This is a genomic window from Vibrio sp. Vb0598 (assembly GCF_033338935.1).
In the GTDB taxonomy this organism is placed as follows: Bacteria; Pseudomonadota; Gammaproteobacteria; order Enterobacterales; family Vibrionaceae; genus Vibrio; species Vibrio alginolyticus.
The window spans coordinates 187,996-213,301 of record NZ_JAWOTP010000006.1 but is presented as its reverse complement, the minus strand read 5'-3'; the positions used below and the strand labels follow the sequence as shown (position 1 = coordinate 213,301).

Genomic DNA, 25,306 nt, shown 5'->3' with positions numbered 1-25,306 from the left:
ATAAACTTCATACCTCACGGGTGACGCCGTCACTTCCTGAAGGTTAAATAACTCGTGAGATCGAGCTTTTGTTAACATTTCTTTGACATCTATTTCTTTCGTTGATTAACTGGTCTGACTAGATTGGTAAGGAGACCAAAATGTTATCAGCTCTACGTCGTGCGAATTTGTATCTAAATCTGTTTGGCTTTTCAAAAGTGCCGCTGATTTGGCTTTGCCACCCTAAAATCATTGCGATAGATAGCAAGCATGTTGAGGTTCGTATCCCATTGCGCAGAAGGACGAAGAACCACCTGAATAGCATGTATTTCGGTGCTTTAGCCGTTGGCGCTGATGTTGCTGGTGGTTTTCTTGCTATGAGTAAAGCGCAAGAAAAGGGAGAAGCGATCTCGCTGGCATTTAAAGCTGTGAAAGCCGAGTTTTTAAAGCGCCCGGAAGCCGATGTGCACTTTGTTTGTAACGATGGTCATGTCATTGATGAGATGCTCGAGCACACCTTGGCAACGGGTGAACGAGTAAATCGTGACGTAAAAATTGTCGCGCTGTGTCCTAACTTACATGGTGACGAGCCAATGGCTGAATTCTCGCTTACTCTTTCGATAAAAAAAGCAGCCCAACAAAGAAAAGAGGCTGCCTAGTGGTTTGTGGCTCGCTTGTTTAAAGGTGGTGGCTTAATTGAGTTCAATCTTCTCGATAGAGACGATTTTGGAGCGATTTAAGACCACTTTCCAGCGGTAATAAACAGGCTCATCGGTGTGGTTGTCCTCTTTGACAATCACATTGAGCAAATGACGTTTCTCTACTGACTCTTTGGTTACTTGACCTTCATTTAAACGGTAAACTCGGTTTGAGCTTTTATCCATCAAGCGGATGATAGGGCGCAAACTGATGTTCAATGTTTCTCTCGTTTGTTCGTAACCACTCAAGAAAAGAGAGGTCGCCATTTCGGTTTTCTCGTGATAATGAAGAATCTGCTCTTCACGTTGCACGACGCGTTTTTTACGTATTCTTTGAATCTTATCCGGCAAGCTACTTAAGGTACGATAATCGAGCCACTCCAATTTTTTGCCAACCACTTTTTTCGTCGTTGGATCAACATACTTCTTACGCCATTTTGGCTTGCCTTTACGGATCCATCGCCACATGGCATCGCGTAAATCATCTTTAAAGATTTCTCGTAAAGCGTAAATAAAAGACATCGCGATAATGAATGAGGCAGAAATTTCCCCCAGATAATCGCGAGCGAGAATCACTGTCGAGGTCACGACAACCATCACTAAACCGGTTGCAATACCTTTGATAGCGCGCTTAATGTTGTTACCCATCGATATGGTTTCTTCACGAAGCACGATAGGGTGTTCAATCAATCGCCTTAGCAAGCGCATTTTGTTAGATAGGCGAGTAACGTCTTCAACGACTCTTGATGAGTTGTATTTGTTGAGTTTACGATGGGCTTGCTCTTTCTCACATAGCGTGATCAGACGCTTTTTGATCGTGCCATAGTCGCCTTCACGTGGTAGATGGGCCACCAGTGACAGGAACTTTTGCTCGGTATACCAAGACAGATAGTTATCGATGTTAACGTAGTAGCGTTTTAAGTTCTCTTCATAAGGAATAGAACGCCGCAAGCGCTTTAAGATCTCAAGCGTGAGCTCGATAACTTCGTCCACTTCATCTTCCGTTACGGAGTTGTTCTCATGCTTGTTTAAACTTGCTACCGCTTTGTCTAGCGCGATAACGTATTGGTAAGCGAACAAACTCAAACTTACTCGGTATTGCTGATTCGACAGGCGTCCACGTTTGGCAAGTCGACTGTGTACTAGCGGAAGAAGGATTTCAGTACTGTAATAAGATCGTTGCTGTGTGATTGAGGTGTAATAAAATTCGGATTCACTGATGATATCGGCGTTTAAACCAAGCTCACCAGGTATAAAAAAGTAAATATCTAGGTCGACACTTTTGCTCTTTGCGAGTGCATGACTGATTTTTAATGTTATTGAGTCTTGTTTATCGACGGTGACCAAAGAAAGCTCCTGACTTTGCTAAAGCATTCTTAACTTATGCGTTCCGTTGAGCAGGTAAGTATAAGAGTGCTAAAAGAGTGACTGGGGCATATAGCTGAACGACAACAGCATAACAGAGCACTATGCTTTTCTCTCTGATTTTCTTGTTAGTTTAGGTATAATTCCACGTAAATTTAAAAAGAGACAAAATCAATGATTAAAATTGGTCAAATTAACAGCTTAGAAGTCATTAAAACGGCTGATTTTGGCGTATTTCTGGATGGCGATGATTACGGTTCTGTTCTACTACCTAGTAAGTATGTACCAGAGGGTACTGAAATTGGTGAGTATGTAGACGTATTTCTGTACTTCGATTCAGAAAGCCAACTTGCTGCGACCATTGAAAGACCAATTGCCCAAGTGGGTGAGTGGGGTTTAATGAAGATTGAGAGTGTGAATGCGACAGGTGCTTTTGTAAATTGGGGCATCAAAGAAAAGGACTTACTGATTCCTTTTAGTGAGCAACGCACTCGCTTCTCTGCCGGACAAACCATTTTAGTGTATGTTTATACCGACAAAGCGTCAGGTCGCATTGTTGGTACGACTAAGTTCAATAAATGGTTAGATAAAACTCCAGCGAATTATGAAGTTAACGAACAAGTTGATTTGATCATCGCAGAGCGTAGTCAACTTGGTTATAAAGCTATCGTTAACGGTAAGCATTGGGGCATGATTTTCCCATCGGATGTTTTTGGTAAGCTTTACATCGGTAAAAAGCTGAAAGGCTTTATTAAGCACATTCGTGAAGATGGTAAAATCGACCTTGCTCTACAAAAAGTAGGTGTGGCGAAAATGGACGATCTTTCTAGTAAGATCCTTGACCTGCTAGAGAAGAAAGGCGGATTTTTGCCTTTGAATGACAAGTCGTCTCCTGAAGCGATTTTTGATGCTTTCCGCACAAGTAAAGGGACTTATAAAAAGACCATCGGTGGCTTATACAAGCAGGGTAAAATTGTCATTGAGAAAGACGGTATTCGTCTAGCGTAGTCCAAACTCACGTATAGCGGATCTACAGCCAAAAAAACGGCCCAAACTTTTCCTTTTTTTGGGCCTAGGGGAAACGGCTCCGCAGAGCCTGCGCTAAACTTGTCCAACAATAATTTTGTTGGTGAACATAGAGAGAAATGCCACATCAAAGCATTACTTTGATACAACTAGTTTAGTACAGCGTGTCCGGATCGCTAGCGAGCCCACTTGCTTTCATACTTACGAATTAAAAAGCCATCGCAAATACGATGGCTTTTCATTTATTTATGGTTCGTTTTACGTCTTTTAAAATAAGTTCTTATCTCGTACTAATTCGCGAGGGAGACCATTCTTTATTCGGTTGCTTACCCACTTGCCAAGGCCAATAACTGCGCCTTGATAGGTGACAAGCACTTCGCCTTTACCTGTTTTCATTCCCTCAGGAATGGTTTGTGGGCGAACATCACGCCCCATGTACCATTCGCGCGCTTCTTCAATACTGAGTTCAATGGCGTTGCTTTCAGAACCTGTCGCCAGGGCAGTCGCGACTTGGTGTTGCCAACGGTAGCCATTTTTATGGGCTTCCGCGATCTTTATACCCATACGGGAGAAGCGTAATTCGCCGATCATCGCTTCTAAAGCATTAGGGAATAACCAGACATCTTTATCGCGAAGCCATACAGAACTGTCATTTGGAAGTTTAATACCTAACGCGCTTTGGAGTTGTTGAGCAATTTCTGTCGATTCTTTTTTTGAAGTTTTAGCAAAGGGGAATTTCCCCATGCGCTTTTTGACTTCTGGCGCCTCAACAGCAGCCTGTTTGCGAATTCTTGCAACAAAGAACCCTTCACAGTCGTAGACCTGCGGGAAAATATGCAAAAAGCCTTCTTCAGTTAGAGCTGCCTCTGCGTTTTCAAACAAGTTCTCAAGGCTTTCAAACTCTACAGCATCCCCAAAGGTTTCTTTCAAGTGTTGACAAACTTGTTGGTTTTCTTCTGTACTGAGCGTACATGTTGAGTAAACCATCACACCACCGGGCTTTAATGCATGGAAGGCGCTTTCAATAAGATCTTTCTGTGTGTCAGCGATGTCGAGTACGGAAGCTTGCGTCCAGTTTTTCATCGCATCTTCGTCTTTGCGAACGGTGCCTTCTCCAGAGCAAGGCGCGTCGAGCAAAACCGCATCAAATTGTTCTGGTAGCCAACCGCCAAAAACGCGCCCATCGAAGTTACTTAGTGCGGCGTTACGTACTCCACAACGTTCCACATTAGCGTGCAGTACTTTTACACGACTTGCGGCGTATTCATTGGCCACAAGCACACCTTCGTTGTTCATTAAAGCTGCAATTTGAGTGGTTTTTGAGCCTGGAGCGGCTGCGGTATCTAACACGGCATCGTAAGATTCATCATTCATAAACAGAGCAGATACCGGCATCATCGAACTGGCTTCTTGAATGTAGAATAAGCCAGACATGTGTTCTGCTGTGTTGCCTAATGGTACAACTGACTCGTCCGCTTCAATCCAAAAACCTGTGTCACACCAAGGCACGGGAGAAAGCTTCCAGCCTTTTGCTTCTGTTCGTTCTAGAAACGCTTCAACACTGATCTTCAACGTATTAACTCGAATACTTTTGCGCAGTGGCTTTTGGCACGACGCGATAAAGTCTTCCATGTTGAGGTGAGCAGGAAGAATAGTTTGGATTTTTTCCAGAAACGCGTCTGGGATGTAAACATTAGGATGCAATGTGGGATCTCGTTTGCAGAATTTGTGGCAAATAATATACGAAAGCGAAGCAGAAACGAATAGTGACAAGGGCCGAGCAATAAAAAAGAGCAGCGATTGCTGCTCTTTTAAAATGATCAAACTTCAATTGTACGTGAATTGAGCTTTATTCTACGGCTTCGGAATTGCTGTACGCCATTGAGTCCAACCTTCTTCAGCTTGTGGATACAAAAAGAAAGATTGCCCACTCTTTGCCGCTGGTGGAATAGTCGATTGCTCTGGCGTTGAAAACGCAATTCCTCCGCGAACTAAACTATCAAAGGTTCCCGCTTTGATGTTAGCGCCGGTAAGCCCGATGGAAACATCTACTCCTGAAACATTCCAGAACACACTGTTTTGACGAACGAGGTAAGCATATTCAGGCTGTATTTTGATAGTCGTGACGATGCGATCAGCAAATTCTCCTAGGCTTACGTCGGTCACTTGGCCAACTTCCATCTGGCGGTAAAGAATAGGGGTACCGACTTGTACTGAGCCTCTTTGTTCACTTTGTAACGTAAACATGATTCCATGCACGCGTTCTGAACTATTTTCTAATTGAAAATCAAATTTAGCTTTACCTTTACCTGGTTCAACACTGATGGATTTCGACACCAACGCCCCGAGGTTTTTAACGCCACCTAAACCAATTTCTGGTTCAGTTAGCCAAAAATGTGAGCCTTCAACTGCAATGTTTTCTACGTATTCAGGTAGGATCCTTGCAGTGACTTCAACCATGTTACGACGAAAATTCGGTACAACCAGAGTGATTTCACCAACTTTAACACCTTGATATTCAATCGGCATTCCTTTAGCAATCTCTTGCGAACCGTCGGTTTCTAAAGCAATGACGCGCCCAAACTTGCGAGCGGTTTTTTGATCAGAATACAGCTTCCAGTTTTCTCCGATTTTGTTTTCAACGCCTGGTACGGAGTCAAAAGCGATGCCACCTTCGATTAACGACTTCAAAGGGTGCGCTTTCACACTGACGCCAGCTAATGATGCATCTATCTCAATCCCTGAACGATTCCAAAAAACGGTTTGTGGCGTTACAAGATAAGCGAAGCGGTTTTCGATAGTAGCCTTAATTAGTACTCCGCCATCAACTAGTTGGAAATCGGAGACGTTACCAACTGGAAGATTACGATAGAGTAGAGGGCTGCCTTTGGAAATCGGCGGCAATTCAGAAGCAAATAGTGTTAGCGCCCTAGAGCCACTTTGATTGTACTGCGCCAATTCAGCCAATGATTCATTTTGGAACAGTTGATACTCTTTTTGAATATCCTGCTTGCCTTCGCTCACAAAACTAATTGACCCGGTTAACAACTGCTTTGCTGGAGGAACGGTAACGCTGAGCCCCGATTCAGTTAACTCTGCTGATGCACTGCCGGTTACATAAAAACGATTGTTTGATTTGATCAGATGTTTGTATTCATGGTCAATCAATACATCCATAAATACTTCGTGTTGTGATTTTTTATCTTCCTTAACTAGGCCCACTTTGATGATTGAACCAACAACGATGCCTTTATAAAGTACATTGGCACCGCTATCTAGGCCAAACGAATTGTCGGACACCAACCGAATCGCGATAGACTTTTCTTGCTGTTGGTTAAACACGTTTTTACGAATCGCAGTAAAGCGGCGAGAGCGTTCACCCGCGCCCGGTACGATCGTTAAGAAGTTTCCTCGCACTAAATTAGCAATGTTTTCAACACCAGAAAGGGACACCTTTGCTTCTTCTAAGACAAATCGAGTACCTGTCGTCAGCATGTCACTAAAAGCGGGTTGAATTGCCGCTGACGCCAATATCACTTCTCGGCCTTCGGAAAGGCTCAAGTCCGTAACTTGGCCAATTTCGATTCCGCGATACATAATTGGAGCGCCTTCTCCGCTGATCTTGCTGTCATCAGGTAGGACGATTTTAACCGCGATGCCTCGACCAGCAGTTTTCAAATCTTTATACAAACGGAACTCGGTGTTCTCTTCTACAGGCTCACCATCATCCGGAGAGTCGACGGCGATGGCGCCACCTAGTAAGGCACTCATGCTTTCTAGTCTTACATCGACACCTTCAAAACCGATGCTGGCACCAATTCCACTGACGTTCCAGAATCGACTGCGGTTGTTAATGATATGTCGGTATTGATCCTGAATGTTGGCTTGAATAGTGATAGATTTTGCATCTTCATCTAGCTGGTAACTGTACACTTCACCGATTGGGATTTTCTTATAAACAATTTGAGAGCCAACCGATACACCACCTAAATCACGGCTTTTGAGCTTAATATTCAAACCTTGAGAAACGCGTAAATCTGTTGGGGCAGAGTCTAACGCATGGAATGTTGTCTCAAACTCTTGACCATCTCCGGGTTGAATCGAGATGTAGTTACCTGAGACGAGCGCATCCAGTCCGGAAACTCCCGTTAGGCTAGCTGTTGGTTTTACTAACCAAAAGCGTGTTTTATCGTTCAGTAACTTTGCAGCTTCAGGATAGATATCAGCATCGACATAAATACTGCCGAGATCTTCGGTGAGGTTAATGTCTCTTACCATGCCGACTTCTAATCCTTGGTAACGGATAGTGGTTCGGCCGGCGACAAGACCAGCGGCATCAGAAAAATAGATTTGCACTCGTTGTCCTGCATCGTGTATCGACTTCACAACAAGCCAGCCAGCTAAGACCATGGTCAAAATTGGCAACAGCCAAAGAGGAGATATGCCTTTACTCCGCTTTACATCTGGTACGTATGACGTTTGAGAACTGTTCTGATCACTCATTCATTGACTCTTTTTCTGATTGTTTTGGGCTTGTTTGGTCCCAGATTAGCCTTGGATCAATACTTTCTGCTGCAAGCATGGTCAATACAACGACAACACCAAATGCTACCGCGCCATATCCTGGTGTGAAATCCAGTATCTGACCACGATCGACTAACGTCATCATGATAGAAATAACAAACAAATCCATCACAGACCATTTACCGATCCATTTAACAACAAAGTAAACCATCATTCGTTGTCTCTTAAACACCGAACGTTTGAATTGGATGCAAAGCATGATGTAGGCGAGCCCAAGTATTTTAATCACCGGGACAACGATACTGGCAACAAAAATGATCGCAGCGATTCCATACATGCCGCTTTTTACCAAACCAGCCACGCCTGAAAAAATAGTGTCCTCCAAACGCTTACCATTGGTAAGCAAGATGGAAATAGGGATCAGGTTAGCAGGGAAGATGGCGACCGTTGCTGCGATGAGGTAAGCCCATGTTTTCTGAATGGAGTTTGGCTTGCGATGATATAACTCGTGATGACAACGCTGGCAATGGTCACCTTCAGGTTGGGACAAGTGGCATTCATGGCAATGCACATCTTTATGCTCAAAAGCATATAAACTTTCTGGCTTCCAAGCTTCCCAATAACGACGGACGCTGATTCTTGAAACTAACAAAACGGTAAATATCTGCAAAAGAACCAGACCAATTAACCCTGGACCGACGAAAATGTCGGAATAATCTTGGAGTTTAAAACAGGAAATGGCGATGCTAACTAAGAACACATCCAACATAACCCAATGCTTCAAATGTTGAATTAGCCACAGTGAGATACGAAGCCCACGGAACCATCGTTGATGTAAAGAAATATGTGCCGTTACCACTGAAACACAAACCGTCAGTGGCGCAAGAGAGCTACAAAATAGAATGAGCAATGAAAGAAGAACAAATCCTTCTTCCATCAATGTGATCATCCCTGAAGGCAGGGTTGCCGGAATCATCACACCAAAGAGCCGGATGCTAATAAAGTTAAAAAAGTGCGATGGAATAAATAGTAGGATACAGGTTATCGCGACGGCTAGATTACCAGAGAGGCTAGGGCTACCTCCGCGATATAATTGTGTACCACAACGAGGGCAGTGTGCATTTTTGCCATGGGGTAAGTCGACGATGTCGACAGGCAATTCACAACCTTGGCACAAACGTACGTTATTGGGTTGCATGGCGTGCTTAGACAGAGAGGTCATAACGACCTCTCTAGCTTGAACGATTTAAGCGTGGGACTGTATGCCCCCATATAAGGTTTGATATAAGCCTTCTTGCTCAACTAACTCACCATGAGTACCTGTTTGCGTCACTTTCCCATCTTCAAGCACGTAGATCAAATCGGCTTGTTTCACAGCGGATAGTCGGTGCGCAACGATTAATGTTGTTCTACCACGTAAGAACTCGGTCAGTGCTTTGTGTAAAGCCGCTTCAGTAGCGGTATCTAGTGCAGACGTGGCTTCGTCTAAAATAACAAATTGAGGATTACTCAGCACCATTCTAGCAATGGCAAGCCGTTGTCGTTGACCTCCTGACAAACGAATGCCATTACGACCAACTTGAGTATCCAAGCCGTGGTTAAGTTGAGAAATTACATCATGCAGCTGAGCCACTTCAAGCGCACGCCAAAGTGACATTTCGTCAAAATTCCCACCAAGCGTTAGATTATGCCTCAAGGTATCGTTAAATAGTATAGGTTGCTGTAATACCACGGCAATTTTGTCGCGAATTACTTCAAAACCAATATCTTCTGTTAATTCATCATTAAAGCGAATGCTACCGGAGTTTTGACGGTAAACCCCAATAAGTAATTGTATCAAGGTCGACTTACCACCGCCGCTTGCACCAACCAATGCCACTTTCTTTCCTGCCGGCATATGTAAAGAAAGATTATCTAGGACTTTGTTTTCATTATTGTAAGAGAAATTAATGTTTTCTACTTTAACATCAACTTCTCTACCTTCTTTGAAAGGATTTACCTTAGGAACCGGTCTCTGCTCTTCTTCTAACTCTAATAAGTCGTTGATGCGTTTTAATGCGGCTTTAGCGCTGTACCAAGAAAACTGAATCCCAAGCAACTCTTGAACAGGAGACAGCATGAACCATAGGTAACCAAAAACGGCAAATATTTGACCAATAGTAAGGTCACTGAACATGACCATTAACATTGCGACAGCTCTGAATAATTCAAAGCCGATCAAAAAGAGAAGGAAAGAAACGCGACCAGCCGCTTCAGATTGCCAAGCATACTTGTCTGCATCAACGCGAACTTGGTTCGCACTGTCTTTAAGTTGCTGGAGAAATTCTCGCTCTTTATTGGCCGCGCGTAGTTGGTAGATTCCATCTAATGTTTCAACTAAACGGTTTTGGAAAATTTCAAAAGAATGATTTTCCTTCCGTTTCAGATGTTTAACCATACTGCCTAGTTTACGTGAGAAGTAAATGACAATAGGGTTAACTAACAGGATAAACAGACCAAGTCGCCAATCGAGCCAAAGTAGAACGATAGCAGTACCAATAACAGTCAGAAAACTGATAACGAATTTTGCTAACGTACAACCAATAAATTTATCAATGGTCTCAATGTCAGTGATAAGGTGTGCGTTGATTCCTCCGCTACCTTTGGTTTCGTATTGTCGGATGCTGATACGGCCGAGTTTGTCGATCATTTTACTGCGCATCTCAAACGTGATGGTTTTTGAAACAAGCGTAAATTGTCGGCTTTGAAGGATATTTAATCCTTGGCTCGCAGCTCGCATAAGAACAACCAAGAACAGGGTGAAGAAAATATAGCCTGTCGGAGTGTGCCACGCTTCAGGGAGAATGGCATTCATGGCATCTAAGCCTTTTGCAGGTTGGTCCAATAAGACCTCATCAACCATCAAAGGCATGAGGAGGGGAATTGGAACACTAATCAAGGTTGCAAGCACCGCTATCAAGTTCGCTATGATCAGCTTGGACTTGTGCTTTTTTACTTGTGTTATCAACCAAGAACGGCTAATAGTGTCATTTTTCAGAAGCATTGTAATTGAGAATAAGTCCTATTATAAAGTAGGGCTGCATTTTAGCGCCATACATTGAGAATGGAAGCTTTTATAGTAAGTAGGAAGTTAATATGAACTTAGAACAATACCAAAGACTAACCAAACAAGCTGTTGCTCTAATTGAGTCTGAACCAGACTTTATTGCGAACCTAGCAAACTTGAGCTCATTGCTTTTCATGGAACTTGACGATCTTAACTGGGCAGGCTTTTACCTAACAAAAGGTGAAGAGCTTATTCTTGGTCCGTTCCAAGGAAAACCAGCTTGTGTTCGTATCCCAATGGGTCGAGGCGTCTGCGGTACTGCTGCACAAACTAATACTATACAAAGAGTATACGACGTTCACGAATTTGAGGGGCATATTGCGTGCGATGCAGCGAGCAATTCAGAAATTGTGATTCCATTTTCTATTAATGGAAAGGTGGTTGGTGTACTTGATATTGATAGTCCAAGTATTGGCCGATTTAATGAAACAGACGAAGAAGGTCTCACTCATTTCATGGTTGAAGTAGAAAAGCTGCTTAATTCACACGCGAACGACGCATAAATTAGCCTTCGAGTGTGGTTTTTCCTTGGCATGTCACTATAATACGAGAATATTTTTTCTTAATGCTCGCGGAAATCCGCTCAAATCAGGACCCCTCATGACTGAAAAGTTAAAAAACAGCAAAGAAGTTATTGCATATATTGCTGAATGTTTCCCTAAGTGCTTTACTTTAGAAGGTGAAGCAAAACCTCTGAAAATTGGTATTTTTCAAGATCTTGCGGAACGTCTAAATGAAGACGAAAAAGTAAGCAAAACACAGCTTCGTGCAGCGTTAAGACAGTACACTTCATCATGGCGTTACCTACACGGTGTAAAACCAGGTGCAGTACGTGTAGACCTAGATGGCAACCCTTGTGGTGAGCTAGAAGAAGAGCACGTTGAACACGCGAAAGCGACACTTGCAGAAAGCAAGGCGAAAGTTCAGGCTCGTCGTAAAGAACAAGCACAAAAAGCTCGTGAAGAGGGTAAGGCGAAAGCGAAACCTGCGGCTAAAAAGCCTCAACAGCCTCGTCGTACTAATAAACCAAAAGTACAAAAACCAACTAAGCCTGTAGAAACGCGCGCTCTAAATGCTGATGAAATCACAGTAGGTAACGCAGTTAACGTGAACATGGGCAAAGGAAACATGGCAGCGACCATTGTTGAAATCAATAAGGATGATGTACGTGTTCAACTTGCTAACGGCCTACAAATGGTTGTGAAAGCGGAGCACTTGCGCGCATAAAGGAGATACTCCTACGCATGAATTGCCGTTCAAAAGTGACCCTGATTGCTGCTAGCTTATGGCTAGCAGCATCAGCTCAGGCTCTTGAAGCCAAACTACATAAAGATGACCTGCCGGTTCTTTCTCCTGAAGTTCAGCATGAAACAGCTAGCAAACGAGTCACCTCGCGATTTACCCGCTCTCATTATAAGCACTTCAGCCTCAATGATGATTTCTCTAAAGCGATCTTTGAACGCTATGTAGAGTTGCTTGATTACAATAGAAATATTTTCACTCAAGCAGACATCAACTCATTTAAAAATTGGTCAGTCGAGCTTGATGATCAGCTTAAATCGGGCAACAACCAAATTGCTTTTGATGTTTACAACCTCTCAATGCAGAAGCGTTTCGATCGTTTTGCTTATGCGTTAACTCTACTCGATGAAGAGATCAAGTTTGATACCGATGACGAGATAGAGTTAGACCGCTCTGAGGCCGCATGGCCAAAAGACGAAGCAGAGCTCAACGAGTTGTGGCGCAAGCGTGTGAAATATGACGCGTTAAATCTGAAACTGACTGGCAAAGAGTGGCCAGAGATTAAAGAAGTTTTAGAGAAGCGTTATAACAACGCGATGAAGCGCATCACACAGACCAACAATGAAGACGCATTTCAGTTGTATATGAATGCCTTCGCGCGACAGGTTGACCCTCATACAAGCTACCTTTCTCCACGTAATGCCGAGCAATTCCAATCGGAAATGAATCTTTCTCTAGAAGGCATCGGCGCCGTTTTGCAAATGACAGACGATTACACAGTAATTCGTTCACTTGTTGTTGGCGGTCCGGCCTCAAAGAGTAAGCAACTTGGTGAAGGGGACCGAATCACTGGTGTTGGACAAGACGGTGAAGAAATTGTCGACGTGATCGGTTGGCGTCTGGATGATGTTGTTCAGTTAATCAAAGGCCCTAAAGGCACAAAGGTTAATCTACAGATCTTGCCAGAAGGTAACGATGCTAAGAGTTACATTGTCACAATTGTTCGTGACAAAGTTCGCTTAGAAGATCGTGCGGTTAAGTCAGAAATCATCGAAAAAGACGGTAAGAAGATTGGTATTTTAGAAGTACCAAGTTTCTACGTCGGCTTATCGAAAGACACCGATAAATTACTAGCTGAGTTGAAAACCAAAAACGTTGACGGCGTAATCGTTGATCTACGTAACAATGGTGGTGGTGCGCTAACAGAAGCGACGGCATTGACAGGTTTATTCATTAAAGAAGGTCCTGTAGTTCAAGTTCGTGACAGCTATGGCCGCATCAAGGTGAATGCCGATACCGATGGAAAAGTGAGTTATGATGGCCCATTGACGGTATTGATTAACCGCTACAGTGCTTCAGCATCTGAAATTTTTGCAGCGGCAATGCAAGATTATAATCGTGCAATCATCTTAGGTGAAAACTCTTTCGGTAAAGGTACAGTTCAGCAACATCGTTCACTGAATCATATTTACGATCTTTTCGATAAAGAGCTAGGTTATGTTCAGTACACGATTCAGAAGTTTTATCGTATTGACGGTGGAAGTACGCAAAATCGTGGTGTTGCACCAGATATTTCGTACCCAACGCCAATAGAGGCTTCTGAAACAGGTGAAAGTGTTGAAGACAATGCTTTACCTTGGGATCAGATTGATAAAGCACAATATCAAACGTTTCCAAGTAACGACGCCTTAGTTGAAAAACTTACTGCTCTTCATAACAAGCGTATTTCTGATGAAATGGAGTTCCGCTTTATCAATGAAGACATCGAGAAATATCGTAAAGAAAAAGACGATAATACTTTGTCTTTGAACGAAAAAGTTCGTAAAGCTGAATCGGATAAAGCGGAAGCCCTTCGATTACAACGCATAAATGAACGTCAAGTTGCTTTGGGTAAAAAAGCATTCAAAACATTGGATGACATACCAAAAGACTACGAGGCTCCTGATGTTTATTTAGATGAGTCTGTCGCGATTATGGTCGATCTACTTAAGCAGGAAAATCAGTCATAATAACTGGCAATTTAGAATAAAAAGAGTGAGTCTTTCAGATTCACTCTTTTTTTATGCCTTTTTGTCTTCCGCTGTCTCGATATCGAGCAAGATATTCGCTTATTTTCCCCCAATAATTTACGTGATCTACATCTAAAATTTCGCGAAAGTGAGGACTACTGGCTAAGCTAAAAGAAAACGATAAGGATGCCGATATGAAGTGGTTCTTTATTTTACTTAGCTTTTGCTGCTTTAGTGTGTTTGGTGGAGAAAACACCAGAGAAGATGAATTAAGTCACTTTGACACGCCGTTTCTCATCGGAGACTGGTATTTGATGAACCCAAACCCCGAAGAGTCGGCTGAAAACTTTCGTGCGATCAAACTCTCATTAGGTTCTGACTACAGCTTTTCTATTGATATTCAAAAGAAAGACTATTCCGTTGACCATTGGGAAGGGCTGTATAATGCAAATGAAGACACAATCGTTCTTGGTTTAAACACCGACGAGCCTCAAATTTATGCCTATCGCAACAACCACAATACGCTTGATCTTAATGGTGTAACGTTCACTAAAGGATTATCTAATTCACTTGCAGGTATTTGGTCTAGCTCTTACGTATCTGGCGACGGTCTTGTGGCCAACAACATTAATCAGATGGATTTGATACTTCAACCTGATTTCGTGTTCATGTTTAGGGTTTCGAACGAAGAAGGGGATGAGTCCATCAAACAAGGTGTGTTTTACACAGAAGATGAGTTTTTGGTTCTGCTGTATGAAAATGGCGAGCATGGAACCACGTATAAGCTCAACAAGAATGAGCTAACGATCGAAGATTCCAATGGTGATATGTACGCCGTACTCAATAGAGTTACGCCATGATGCCTTTAACATGCGCCAAATTACGCGTGCGTACGGTAAGTCATTAATGTTGTTTAAATGTTAATCAAAAAACGGAGCTAGAGCACTAAAAGCTCCGTTTTTTGATGGAAAGACTTGTATTCTGATACCACAACCCCTACAAATAGCTTATATAGTGATACCAGAACTGCATTTTTGATCATGCAGTCTGGTATTTTTGTTGTTCGACATACAAGGATTTATGCTCATGTCTCAAGCTCCCCTGGCCAAATATCGTAAAGATTATAAAGAGCCATCTCATGCGATTACTGATATCGATCTTACTTTTGATCTATATGACAATGACACAATCGTTACGGCGGTATCAAAAGTTGCTCAAAAAGGCGATACAACAACGCTAGAACTCGATGGCGAAGGGCTTGAGCTACGCGCTGTAAAAGTAAATGGTGAGGATTGGGCTCATCACGAGGTGAAGGAGTCATCGCTGGTACTGACCGATCTTCCATCCGAGTTTGAACTTGAAATCGTCACCAAAATTGATCCTGAAGCGAATACAGCACTCGAAGGTTTGTACAAATCAGGCGGCGCATTTTGTACTCAGTGTGAGGCTGAGGGCTTCCGCCGTATCACGTACTATCTAGACCGTCCGGATGTTCTAGCAAAATACACAACAAAAGTGATCGCAGATAAAGCGGCTTACCCATATTTGCTGAGCAATGGTAACCGAATTGCAGAAGGTGATGCAGAGAACGGTCGTCATTGGGTTCAATGGCAGGATCCGCATCCAAAACCAGCTTACTTGTTCGCCCTTGTTGCAGGCGACTTTGATGTATTGCGTGACAAATATACAACGATGTCAGGTCGCAGTGTTGATTTAGAAATCTTTGTTGATAAAGGTAACTTAGATCGTGCAGGTCATGCGATGACATCTTTGATCAACTCGATGAAGTGGGATGAGGAACGCTTTGGCCTGGAATACGATCTGGATATTTATATGATCGTTGCTGTTGATTTCTTCAACATGGGTGCAATGGAAAACAAAGGCTTGAACATTTTTAACTCAAAATATGTGCTGGCGAACGATCAAACTGCGACAGATCGTGACTATTTAGGTATCGAAGCTGTGATCGGTCATGAGTACTTCCACAACTGGACTGGCAACCGTGTCACTTGTCGTGACTGGTTCCAACTAAGTCTAAAAGAAGGCTTAACCGTATTCCGTGACCAAGAATTCTCTTCTGACTTAGGTTCTCGTGCTGATAACCGTATTGATAACGTACGTATTATTCGTGGTCCTCAATTTGCGGAAGATGCAAGCCCAATGTCTCACCCGATTCGTCCTGACAAAGTCATTGAGATGAATAACTTCTACACGCTAACGGTGTATGAAAAGGGCAGCGAAGTTATTCGCATGTACCATACACTCCTTGGCGAAGAGGGCTTCCAAAAAGGAATGAAACTTTATTTTGAACGTCACGATGGTACCGCCGCGACGTGTGAAGACTTTGTTTCTGCAATGGAAGATGCCACCGGTGTTGATTTAAAACAGTTCCGTTTGTGGTACAGCCAATCGGGTACACCAACGCTACGCGTAAATAGCGAATACAACGCTGATGCAAAAACTTACGCACTAACGGTAGAGCAATTTACGGAGCCGACGCAAGACCAAGCAGAAAAACAAGCGCTGCATATTCCGTTCGATATCGAGTTGTATGATTCGAAAGGTCGAGTTATCCCACTGGTGATTAACGGTGAATCTGTTCATAACGTGCTGGATATTAAACAAGATAAGCAAACGTTCGTATTTGAAAATGTCGAAGAACAGCCAGTGCCATCTTTGTTGCGTGAATTCTCGGCACCAGTCAAATTAGAATACGATTACAGCGATGACGAGTTAGTCTTCTTGATGAAGCATGCAACGAACGATTTTGCTCGATGGGACGCTAGCCAAATGCTATTGGCTAAATACATTCGTCAGAATGTGAAAAACGTTCAAGCGGGACAAGAAGTATCGCTTTCTGAAGGTGTGATAGATGCTTTCCGCGGTGTGCTGTTGGATGAAACGCTTGAGCCAGCTTTCATTGCTCAAGTTTTCTCTATGCCTTCAATCAATGAGATTACTGGTTGGTACCAACAAATTGATATCGATGCCGTAGACAAAGTGCTAAACAGCATTACAGTGTCACTTTCTAAGGAATTAGAAGATGAGCTAAGTGCGACTTATCACACGCTTAAGCAAACAGAGTATACGATCGACCATGCTGCTATTGGCAAGCGTGCTTTACGTAACCGTTGCCTACAATACCTAGCACATACGGCAAAAGGTAATGATTTAGTCAACGCACAATACGCATCTGCAAATAACATGACAGATACGATTGCTGCGATGAGTGCTGCAAATAACGCTCAGCTCGAGTGTCGTGAAGCACTTATGGCTGATTACAGCGATAAATGGAAGCACGATGGTTTGGTTATGGATAAGTGGTTTGCACTGCAAGGTAGCAATCCTGCAGAGGATGCTCTTGAAAAAGTAAAAGCAACCATGAACCACGAAGCATTTAGTTTGAAAAATCCGAACCGTACGCGCAGCTTAGTTGGCTCGTTCTTAAGTGCGAACCCTGTACGTTTCCATGATAAATCCGGTGTAGGTTACCAGTTTGCCGGTGAAATTCTTCGCCAACTAAATGATTCGAACCCACAAGTAGCTTCTCGAATGATTGATCCTTTACTTAAGTTCCGTAAATACGATGAAGCTCGCCAAGCAATGATTCGTGCAGAACTTGAAAAGCTCAAAGCAATGGATAATCTTGCTAAAGATCTATTCGAAAAAGTGACTAAAGCACTAGACGAATAGTAAACAACACAATAGGGTGGTCATTAAGGCCACCTTATTTGTTTATGTCACTTAGTTTTCACTTCATGAACTATTACTACTTCAATCTCAACATTTCATATCAAACGTTTTTATCTCATTATTCTGGTGCGGCAAGTGTTGTTCAAGTTGTCACACACAACGGTTTGCGTTTACAGTTACCCGCCGCGAGATTTAGACCATTTCTTAGTCAATTGGGCGTTAGAGGCCAGTTTAGACTAACAACTGACCAAAATAATAAGTTTCTTAAGTTAGAAACTCTGTGATGTATTGTATTTGCAGAGAGTTAAATAGGAATCTTAGTCACAGAATCGGACATTTCACCTCTTACCACTACGATTAGTTGTTAAACATTTGTAATTATGCTTTTACAATGGGCACATGCATTACCTATGCTTAGTTTCTAAGGTAACAACCTAGCTACTAAGTCCCCCTACAAAACAACAATTCTAATGTGGAGTGTGAATATGACCGCGCGTGAAAATGTAGTGCCGGTTCTGCTTGAAAAGGTTTACCAACTGATTCAAGACAAACTCGAGCTTTCTCACCAAACGCTTGTAACTAAACTTGCTCAACACTTATTCAGTAACATTGCTGATGATGATCTAATTCAGCGAAACGAATCCGACCTTTATGGTGCTGTCGTTAGCCTTTGGCACCATATCAATGAAAAAAAACCAGAAGAGATTTCGGTTCGAGTATTTAACCCGACCGTAAGTCGTCAAGGCTGGCAATCCACACACACAATCGTAGAAATTGTTGTTCCAGATAGTCCATTCTTAGTGGACTCAGTCAAAATGGCTTTAGCACGTTTGGATCTTGTTTGTCACCTAATGTTGAATAACCCAACACAGATTCAGCGTGATAAAAAAGGCCAAGTTACAGACGTAAACGGTGAGGGTGGTGTTCTTCAATCACTTTTCCACATAGAGGTAGACCGCCTTACTAGTAAAGACGAGATGCAAGCGCTTAAAGAAGAGCTGTTAAGAATTCTATCTGATACTCGCTTAGTCGTTGATGACTGGAAGCAGATGGTTGATAAGCTTAAGTTTGTTACTGATGAGCTTGAGAAGAATAAAGATCGTGTTTCTATCCAAACGGATCGTATGGATGAAACGATCGCATTTCTTCGTTGGCTAGAAGATCATAACTTTACCTTTATGGGTTATAAAGATTATGACTTAAAAGAGGTCAATGGTGATACCGAACTTGTTCCTGCTAAAGAAAAAGGACTAGGTCTGTTTGCTGATGACAAGCGCGTGCGTAGCGTCAAGCTCTCTGAATTATCAGATTCAGCGCGATTAGAAGCGAAAAAACCATACGCTCTGATCATCACCAAAGGTAACAAAGCATCTCGTATCCACCGTCCAGCTTATACTGATTACATCGGTATTAAAAAGTTTGATAAAAACGGTAAAGTAATAGGTGAGCATCGCTTTACTGGTTTATATACCTCCGCTGTTTACAACCAAGCGGTACAAAGCATTCCTCTGATCCGTGAAAAAGTTGACCGTATCCTTGAAGCAAGTGGATACCGTCACGGATCATACTCATACAAAGCATTGCACAATATCTTAGAAAACTACCCACGCGACGAGTTGCTTCAAGCTAATGAAGAAGAGCTGCTTGAGGTGGGAATGGGTGTTGTACAAATGCAAGATCGTGACTTGCTGCGTTTGTTTGTTCGTAAAGACCCATTTGGTCGTTTCTTCAGTTGCATGGTTTATGTCACTAAAGATCGTTACAACACAGAATTGCGTCGTCAAACTCAACGCATTCTTAAGCAGTACTTTGGTTGCGAGCAAGAGGTTGAATTTACAACGTACTTCTCAGAAAGCCCACTAGCGAGAACACATTACATTGTTCGTGTAGACAATAACAACATTGACGTAGACGTGAAAAAGATCGAGCAAAATCTAATGGAAGTTTCTACCTCTTGGGATGACAGATTAAAAGAATCCATCATTGCTAACTTTGGTGAAAGCAAAGGCCTTCCTCTTTCAAAAGAATATATGAGTGCGTTCCCTCGCTCATACAAAGAGGACATGATGCCAGGTTCTGCGGTTGCAGATATCGAGCGCTTAGAAGCGTTAAGTGATGATAATAAACTTGGCATGTTGTTCTACCGACCTCAAGAAGAGGGTGCAGATTCCAAAGCTGTCCGCTTAAAGTTATACCATCGCGATGAACCAATTCACCTTTCTGACGTAATGCCGATGTTGGAAAACCTTGGTTTGCGTGTGATTGGCGAATCGCCATATGAGATCGAGAAAAACAACGGGCAGACTTTCTGGATCCTTGACTTCTCTATGCTGCATAAGAGCGAGAAAACCGTTGACCTTCGTGAAGCTCGTGACCGTTTCCAACAAGCATTTGCTGCCATTTGGGCGGGTAATCTTGAAAGTGATGGTTTCAACCGATTGTTATTAGGTGCGTCTTTATCTGGCCGTGAGATTTCCATTCTTCGCGCTTACGCACGATACATGCGCCAAGTCGGCTTCCCATTCAGTCAGCAGTACATCGAAGATACGCTAAGCCACTACCCAGACTTAGCGACAGGTCTAGTCAAGCTGTTCACCAAGCGATTTGATCCGAAACACAAAGGCAGCGAGAAAGGCCAAAACGATCTAATTAAAAAGCTAACAGAGCAGTTGGATCGTGTAGAGAGCTTGGATGATGATCGTATTATTCGTCGTTATATTGAAATGATCATGGCGACGCTTCGTACCAACTACTACCAAGTAGACGAGAATAAGCAGCCTAAGCCTTGGTTATCTTTGAAAATGAAGCCAAGCGATATTCCTGAGATTCCGCAGCCTGTACCTGCATTCGAGATCTTTGTTTACGCACCAGATATTGAAGGTGTTCACCTTCGTGGTGGAAAAGTGGCTCGTGGTGGTTTGCGTTGGTCAGATCGTCAAGAAGACTTCCGTACGGAGATTCTTGGCTTAGTAAAAGCGCAACAGGTTAAGAACACTGTAATTGTACCAGTTGGTGCAAAAGGCGGCTTCGTTTGTAAACGCCAGCCATCTCTCACCACTCGTGATGAAATTTTTGCGGAAGGTCAGCGTTGTTACAAACGCTTTATCCGTGCACTGCTAGATGTGTCAGATAACATCATTGAAGGAGAGGTGGTACCACCACAAAACGTTGTTCGTCACGATGAAGATGACCCATATCTAGTAGTGGCTGCCGATAAAGGCACAGCAACCTTCTCAGATTTGGCAAACTCTGTTTCTGCAGAATACAACTTCTGGCTAGGTGACGCATTCGCTTCAGGTGGTTCAAACGGTTACGATCACAAAGCAATGGGTATCACCGCAAAAGGTGGTTGGGAATCTGTTAAACGTCACTTCCGTGAAATGGGCATCAACTGTCAGACCACTGATTTTACTGCAATCGGTGTAGGTGATATGGCAGGTGACGTGTTCGGTAACGGTATGCTGTTATCGAAGCATATTCGATTGCAAGCTGCGTTTAACCACATGCATATCTTTATTGATCCAAATCCAGATTCAGCCAGCAGCTGGGAAGAGCGTAACCGCTTGTTTAATCTGCCAAGATCTAGCTGGGAAGATTACAACAAAGACTTGATCTCTCAAGGTGGTGGCATCTTCTCTCGTCGATCAAAATCGATCCAGTTGACGCCAGAAATTCAGAAAATGTTAGGTACTAAGAAAGCATCTTTAGCGCCTAACGATCTGATAAAGATGATCTTGAAAATGAAAGTCGATCTGCTTTGGAATGGTGGTATCGGCACTTACGTTAAATCATCGACAGAAACTCATACAGATGTTGGCGACCGTGCTAACGACATGCTGCGCATTGACGGCCGTGACTTAAGAGCCAAAGTGGTTGGCGAAGGTGGTAACTTGGGTATGACTCAGCTTGGTCGTATCGAATACGCACTAACTGGCGGTCGAGTGAACACGGACTTCGTTGATAACGTAGGTGGCGTTGACTGTTCGGATAATGAAGTCAACATCAAGATCTTCCTCAATGGACTGGTTTCAAATGGCGATCTTACGGTTAAGCAACGTAACCAAATTCTAGAGTCTATGGAAGACGAAGTGGGTGAAATTGTCTTGGATGATGCTTACCGTCAGTCGGAGTCGATCTCTGTTACTGAACAGCAAGGTGTTGGCATTGTTAAGGAGCAAATTCGATTCATCCACACTATGGAGAAAGCAGGGTACTTGGACCGTGCTCTCGAATACATTCCTGATGATGAAACGCTAATCGAGCGTGAAAAACAGGGACTAGGTCTGACTCGCCCTGAGCTATCAGTGTTAGTTGCCTACGGTAAAATGGTACTTAAACAGCAACTTGTTACGGATGAAATCGCAAATGATGAATTCCATGCAAAACAACTTGTTGAATATTTCCCAAGTGCGTTACGACGTAACTATAAAGATCAAATGGTTAATCACCCACTGCGAGCTGAAATTATCGCTACAGCATTGGCTAACCAGATGGTTAATGAAATGGGCTGTAACTTCGTTACTCGTTTGCAAGAAGAAACTGGTGCAAGTGTTGTCGATATTGCCAACGCTTACAGTGCGGCTAGAGAAATCTTTGATTTAGAAGAAATCCTCAAGCAAACTCGCAAACTTGATAACGTTGCGACAGCGCAAGCTCAATACGAAATTATGTTTTACGTGCGCCGAGCACTGCGTCGAATTGCACGCTGGTTGCTTCGTAACCGTAGCGGCAAATGCACGGTCGGTGAGTTGATTGCTATCTACAAGCAAGATGTCAATGTTATCACTGAAACCCTAGACACTATGTTAGTTGAGTCTGAAGTTGAAGAACACAATGAGTTGGCTCAAGGTTGGATAGAGAAAGGGGTTGAAGAGAAACTCGCTCACCAAGTTGCCCGCTTATCAAGCTTACAATCTGCACTGGATATTTCATCAGTAGCAAGTGAAACAGGTAAAACGGTTGAGCAAGCATCGAAACTCTACTTTAACTTGGGTGACCGTTTATCGTTGCATTGGTTCTTGAAGCAAATTAATAGCCAAGCCGTTGATAACAACTGGCAAGCACTTGCAAGAGCGGCATTCCGTGAAGATCTGGACTGGCAACAACGTCAACTTACCGCTCAGGTACTGACTTGTGGCTGCTCAACCGAAGAGCTTGACGTGATGGCTGCGTTAGAAGATTGGATTGAAACTAACGAGCAATCGTTGCACCGCTGGGAGAGTATCTTAAACGAGTTCAAAGTTGGCTCAGTACACGAATTTGCTAAGTTCTCTGTAGCACTTCGAGAGCTAGTACTTTTAAACCTCAACTGCTCATCGAAAGAGTAGTGGAATAATCAAGTCATAAGTAAAAGCCTCGTTATTTAACGGGGCTTTTTATTATCTATTATTCACATTTGGAACGAAAATAGTTACATTGTCACATTGAATTGAAATTAAAACAGAGTGAAATCGATTGCTTTTAAGCGGTTAGTTACGATTTTTATCGCAGAAACTTGATTGTAATTGTTTGTTTTATATTTAAAAATCTTATAAAGATATAGGTTTTTACTTATTACGTTCATTTTCATTGAATTACGATGAAAAACGGTAAATAATATTGTCCCGTTTATACGGGGCTTTTTTCTTTCGGAGGCACAATGCTTTACCGTCTAGCCAGAACTGGCTTTTTCCAACTCGATGCCGAGAAGGCACATGATCTTGCAATCAAGAACTTCCAACGCTTTAACGGCACACCACTTGATCTCTTTTACCGCCAACAGTTACCAACTCGTCCAGTTGAGTGTATGGGTCTAACATTCCGTAACCCTGTTGGTCTTGCGGCTGGTTTAGATAAAAACGGCGAATGTATTGAAGCATTTGATGCCATGGGCTTTGGCTTTGTCGAAGTCGGCACTGTAACGCCACGACCACAACCAGGTAATGATAAACCACGCTTATTCCGTTTAGTGGAAGCAGAAGGGATCATCAACCGCATGGGCTTTAATAACCTAGGCGTTGATAATTTGATCGAGAATGTTAAACGAGCAAAATTCAATTGTGTTCTCGGAATTAATATCGGTAAAAATAAAGATACGCTAATTGAGAAAGGGGCAGAGGACTACCTGATTTGTATGGAAAAAGTGTATGAGTATGCTGGCTATATTGCAGTAAACATCTCATCGCCAAACACTCCAGGTCTTCGTTCACTTCAATATGGTGAAGCGCTTGATGAACTGCTTTCCGAATTAAAAGCGAAACAAGCGGAGTTATCAGAGAAGTACAACAAGTATGTCCCGTTAGCATTAAAGATTGCGCCAGATTTAAGTGACGATGAAATCTGCCAAATCTGCGATTCTTTATTGAAAAATAATATAGATGGTGTGATCGCGACTAACACAACTTTGGATCGCACGATCGTAGAAGGGATGAGACACGCCAATGAGGCAGGTGGCTTGAGTGGTCGCCCTGTGCAATCACGCTCTACGGAGGTCGTACGTAAGCTTCATGAAGAGCTTGGAGACAAACTTCCAATTATCGGTGTTGGTGGTGTAGATTCCTATGTTGCAGCCAAAGAAAAGATCATGGCAGGCGCTAAACTTGTTCAAGTCTACACTGGCTTTATTTACCACGGCCCAGGTCTCGTACGTGATATTGTTAAGAATCTTTAACATATACATCAAAAACTACTGAAAAATCAGTACCTGTTACATAAAAAAGAGGACTTTGTTTCCTCTTTTTTTTTATCCGTTCGTTTGTAGAATTTAAAAATCACGAGTAGGTAATTAAGCGTCTTACCTCTTTACCACTGATTTAACTAGTCAAGAGAGAACGGAATAATGCTTAAACCCAGCGACAAATGGAATTGGTATTTTGACGAGCAAAAAGCTTGCTTAATGCTGGATCTGGGGGAGGAAATGATTTTCCAAACCAATCTATCCCGAAAATTGTTGGTTAACTGTGCCTTCTCAAACAGTGAATTTACCGTTGATGACGCCAGCGCATTTCAAACGTTTAATGAGCGCATTCGCTGTCTCGATATCAGTGAATATCGCCAAGCTGAATTAACACTGTATTGTGTTGCTGCAAAGCGTTTTCATAAACCTGTACAGCCTAAGAGCTGGTTCTTCGATGCACAGTCCTCTGATTATGAACCTCAAGAAGGGGACATGGTCTTTCTCACAAATCAATATTCTGATGGTATGTTCATCGTTCTAGAACCAGGCGAAACATCGAGCTTATGTGCTTATGTTAACCAAGAAGCCTTTGTTCTTGATGGCAATAAGGCGCTTCAATTTGGGCAGCCGATTAAAGTAATGCATGATCGCATGGCTTGTGCAAACCACCTCTTTGCAATGACCCCTATGGCAATGGTGGGTTAAAGCTGTTTAATTTTTCTTTATTTCGTTCCTTTGTTTGCCTTAATCGACCTTATTGGGTCGATTTTTTTTGTCCTTTCCTCTGACACTCCAATCCGAAAGACCATGAAACTGTTTGTTTTCTATGCATGCAAACATGAAGCTGGTCACTTTTATTTTACTTATTTCAATTTGATTACTCCTTTAATTAGGCAACCTAGCGCCTAAAACAACCCTATTTATTCCCCTATAAAGGGTATTTGTAAGTAATTTACATCAACCAATCCCGATTGGTATATACCAAAATGCATGTAAATAAGTATTCACT

General features: G+C 42.7%; 16 protein-coding genes. 11 read left to right on the top strand and 5 right to left on the bottom strand.

The features are described 5' to 3' along the window. The first annotated feature begins 140 nt into the window (after positions 1-140). Entirely contained in the window at positions 141-638 is a 498-nt protein-coding gene (locus R7Q38_RS09125; protein WP_239938578.1) for a PaaI family thioesterase, read from the top strand. A 33-nt stretch (positions 639-671) separates the two neighbouring features. On the opposite strand, the gene R7Q38_RS09120 is transcribed toward R7Q38_RS09125, so the two are convergent. Continuing rightward, a complete protein-coding gene (locus R7Q38_RS09120; RefSeq protein ID WP_005377421.1) occupies positions 672-2,024 on the bottom strand; it encodes a hypothetical protein in 1,353 nt (450 codons plus the stop codon). A 192-nt stretch (positions 2,025-2,216) separates the two neighbouring features. On the opposite strand from R7Q38_RS09120, the gene R7Q38_RS09115 reads away from it, so the two are divergent. Next, entirely contained in the window at positions 2,217-3,050 is an 834-nt protein-coding gene (locus tag R7Q38_RS09115) for a S1 RNA-binding domain-containing protein (protein ID WP_239938579.1), read from the top strand. Positions 3,051-3,335: 285 nt separating this feature from the next. Here R7Q38_RS09115 and rsmF read toward each other — a convergent pair whose 3' ends face one another. The 4 genes from rsmF to R7Q38_RS09095 all read right to left on the bottom strand — a co-directional run bounded on the left by rsmF (position 3,336) and on the right by R7Q38_RS09095 (position 10,635). Then, positions 3,336-4,772 carry a 16S rRNA (cytosine(1407)-C(5))-methyltransferase RsmF gene (gene rsmF, locus R7Q38_RS09110; protein WP_170890642.1) on the bottom strand — a complete coding sequence of 479 codons (1,437 nt, stop codon included), beginning with the start codon at positions 4,770-4,772 and terminating at the stop codon, positions 3,336-3,338. 150 nt (positions 4,773-4,922) lie between these two features. Continuing rightward, a complete protein-coding gene (locus tag R7Q38_RS09105) occupies positions 4,923-7,571 on the bottom strand; it encodes an MlaD family protein (RefSeq protein WP_017634276.1) in 2,649 nt (882 codons plus the stop codon). Then, entirely contained in the window at positions 7,564-8,814 is a 1,251-nt protein-coding gene (locus R7Q38_RS09100) for a paraquat-inducible protein A (protein WP_005377429.1), read from the bottom strand. Before R7Q38_RS09100 ends, R7Q38_RS09105 begins: the two co-directional genes overlap by 8 nt. 24 nt (positions 8,815-8,838) lie before the next feature. Then, entirely contained in the window at positions 8,839-10,635 is a 1,797-nt protein-coding gene (locus R7Q38_RS09095) for an ABC transporter ATP-binding protein (protein ID WP_239938580.1), read from the bottom strand. A gap of 92 nt (positions 10,636-10,727) precedes the next feature. Between R7Q38_RS09095 and R7Q38_RS09090 the strand changes: the two genes are divergently transcribed. The 9 genes from R7Q38_RS09090 to R7Q38_RS09050 all read left to right on the top strand — a co-directional run bounded on the left by R7Q38_RS09090 (position 10,728) and on the right by R7Q38_RS09050 (position 25,002). Beyond that, positions 10,728-11,201 (top strand): GAF domain-containing protein, encoded by a 474-nt coding sequence (locus tag R7Q38_RS09090; RefSeq protein WP_017634278.1) that lies wholly within the window; start codon positions 10,728-10,730, stop codon positions 11,199-11,201. Positions 11,202-11,298: 97 nt separating this feature from the next. After that, positions 11,299-11,925: an RNA chaperone ProQ gene (gene proQ, locus R7Q38_RS09085; protein ID WP_005377435.1), complete on the top strand. Its 627-nt coding sequence runs from the start codon at positions 11,299-11,301 to the stop codon at positions 11,923-11,925. 17 nt (positions 11,926-11,942) lie between these two features. After that, positions 11,943-13,949 (top strand): carboxy terminal-processing peptidase, encoded by a 2,007-nt coding sequence (gene prc, locus R7Q38_RS09080; protein ID WP_213906786.1) that lies wholly within the window; start codon positions 11,943-11,945, stop codon positions 13,947-13,949. Positions 13,950-14,143: 194 nt separating this feature from the next. Further along, on the top strand, positions 14,144-14,809 hold the full coding sequence (locus tag R7Q38_RS09075) for a hypothetical protein (protein WP_239938581.1): 666 nt from the start codon (positions 14,144-14,146) through the stop codon (positions 14,807-14,809). 226 nt (positions 14,810-15,035) lie between these two features. Next, a complete protein-coding gene (pepN, locus tag R7Q38_RS09070; RefSeq protein WP_239938582.1) occupies positions 15,036-17,642 on the top strand; it encodes an aminopeptidase N in 2,607 nt (868 codons plus the stop codon). A 65-nt stretch (positions 17,643-17,707) separates the two neighbouring features. Continuing rightward, on the top strand, positions 17,708-17,926 hold the full coding sequence (locus tag R7Q38_RS09065; protein ID WP_005377440.1) for a DUF2835 domain-containing protein: 219 nt from the start codon (positions 17,708-17,710) through the stop codon (positions 17,924-17,926). A 201-nt stretch (positions 17,927-18,127) separates the two neighbouring features. Continuing rightward, on the top strand, positions 18,128-22,969 hold the full coding sequence (locus R7Q38_RS09060) for an NAD-glutamate dehydrogenase (protein WP_064368429.1): 4,842 nt from the start codon (positions 18,128-18,130) through the stop codon (positions 22,967-22,969). Between the two features lie 311 nt (positions 22,970-23,280). Next, complete coding sequence (gene pyrD / locus R7Q38_RS09055; RefSeq protein ID WP_318114199.1) at positions 23,281-24,291, top strand: quinone-dependent dihydroorotate dehydrogenase; 1,011 nt, start codon at positions 23,281-23,283, stop codon at positions 24,289-24,291. A 168-nt stretch (positions 24,292-24,459) separates the two neighbouring features. Then, the gene (locus tag R7Q38_RS09050; RefSeq protein ID WP_005377444.1) at positions 24,460-25,002 is read left to right on the top strand and encodes a cell division protein ZapC; all 543 of its coding nucleotides are present in this window, start codon (positions 24,460-24,462) and stop codon (positions 25,000-25,002) included. Positions 25,003-25,306: the final 304 nt, after the last annotated feature.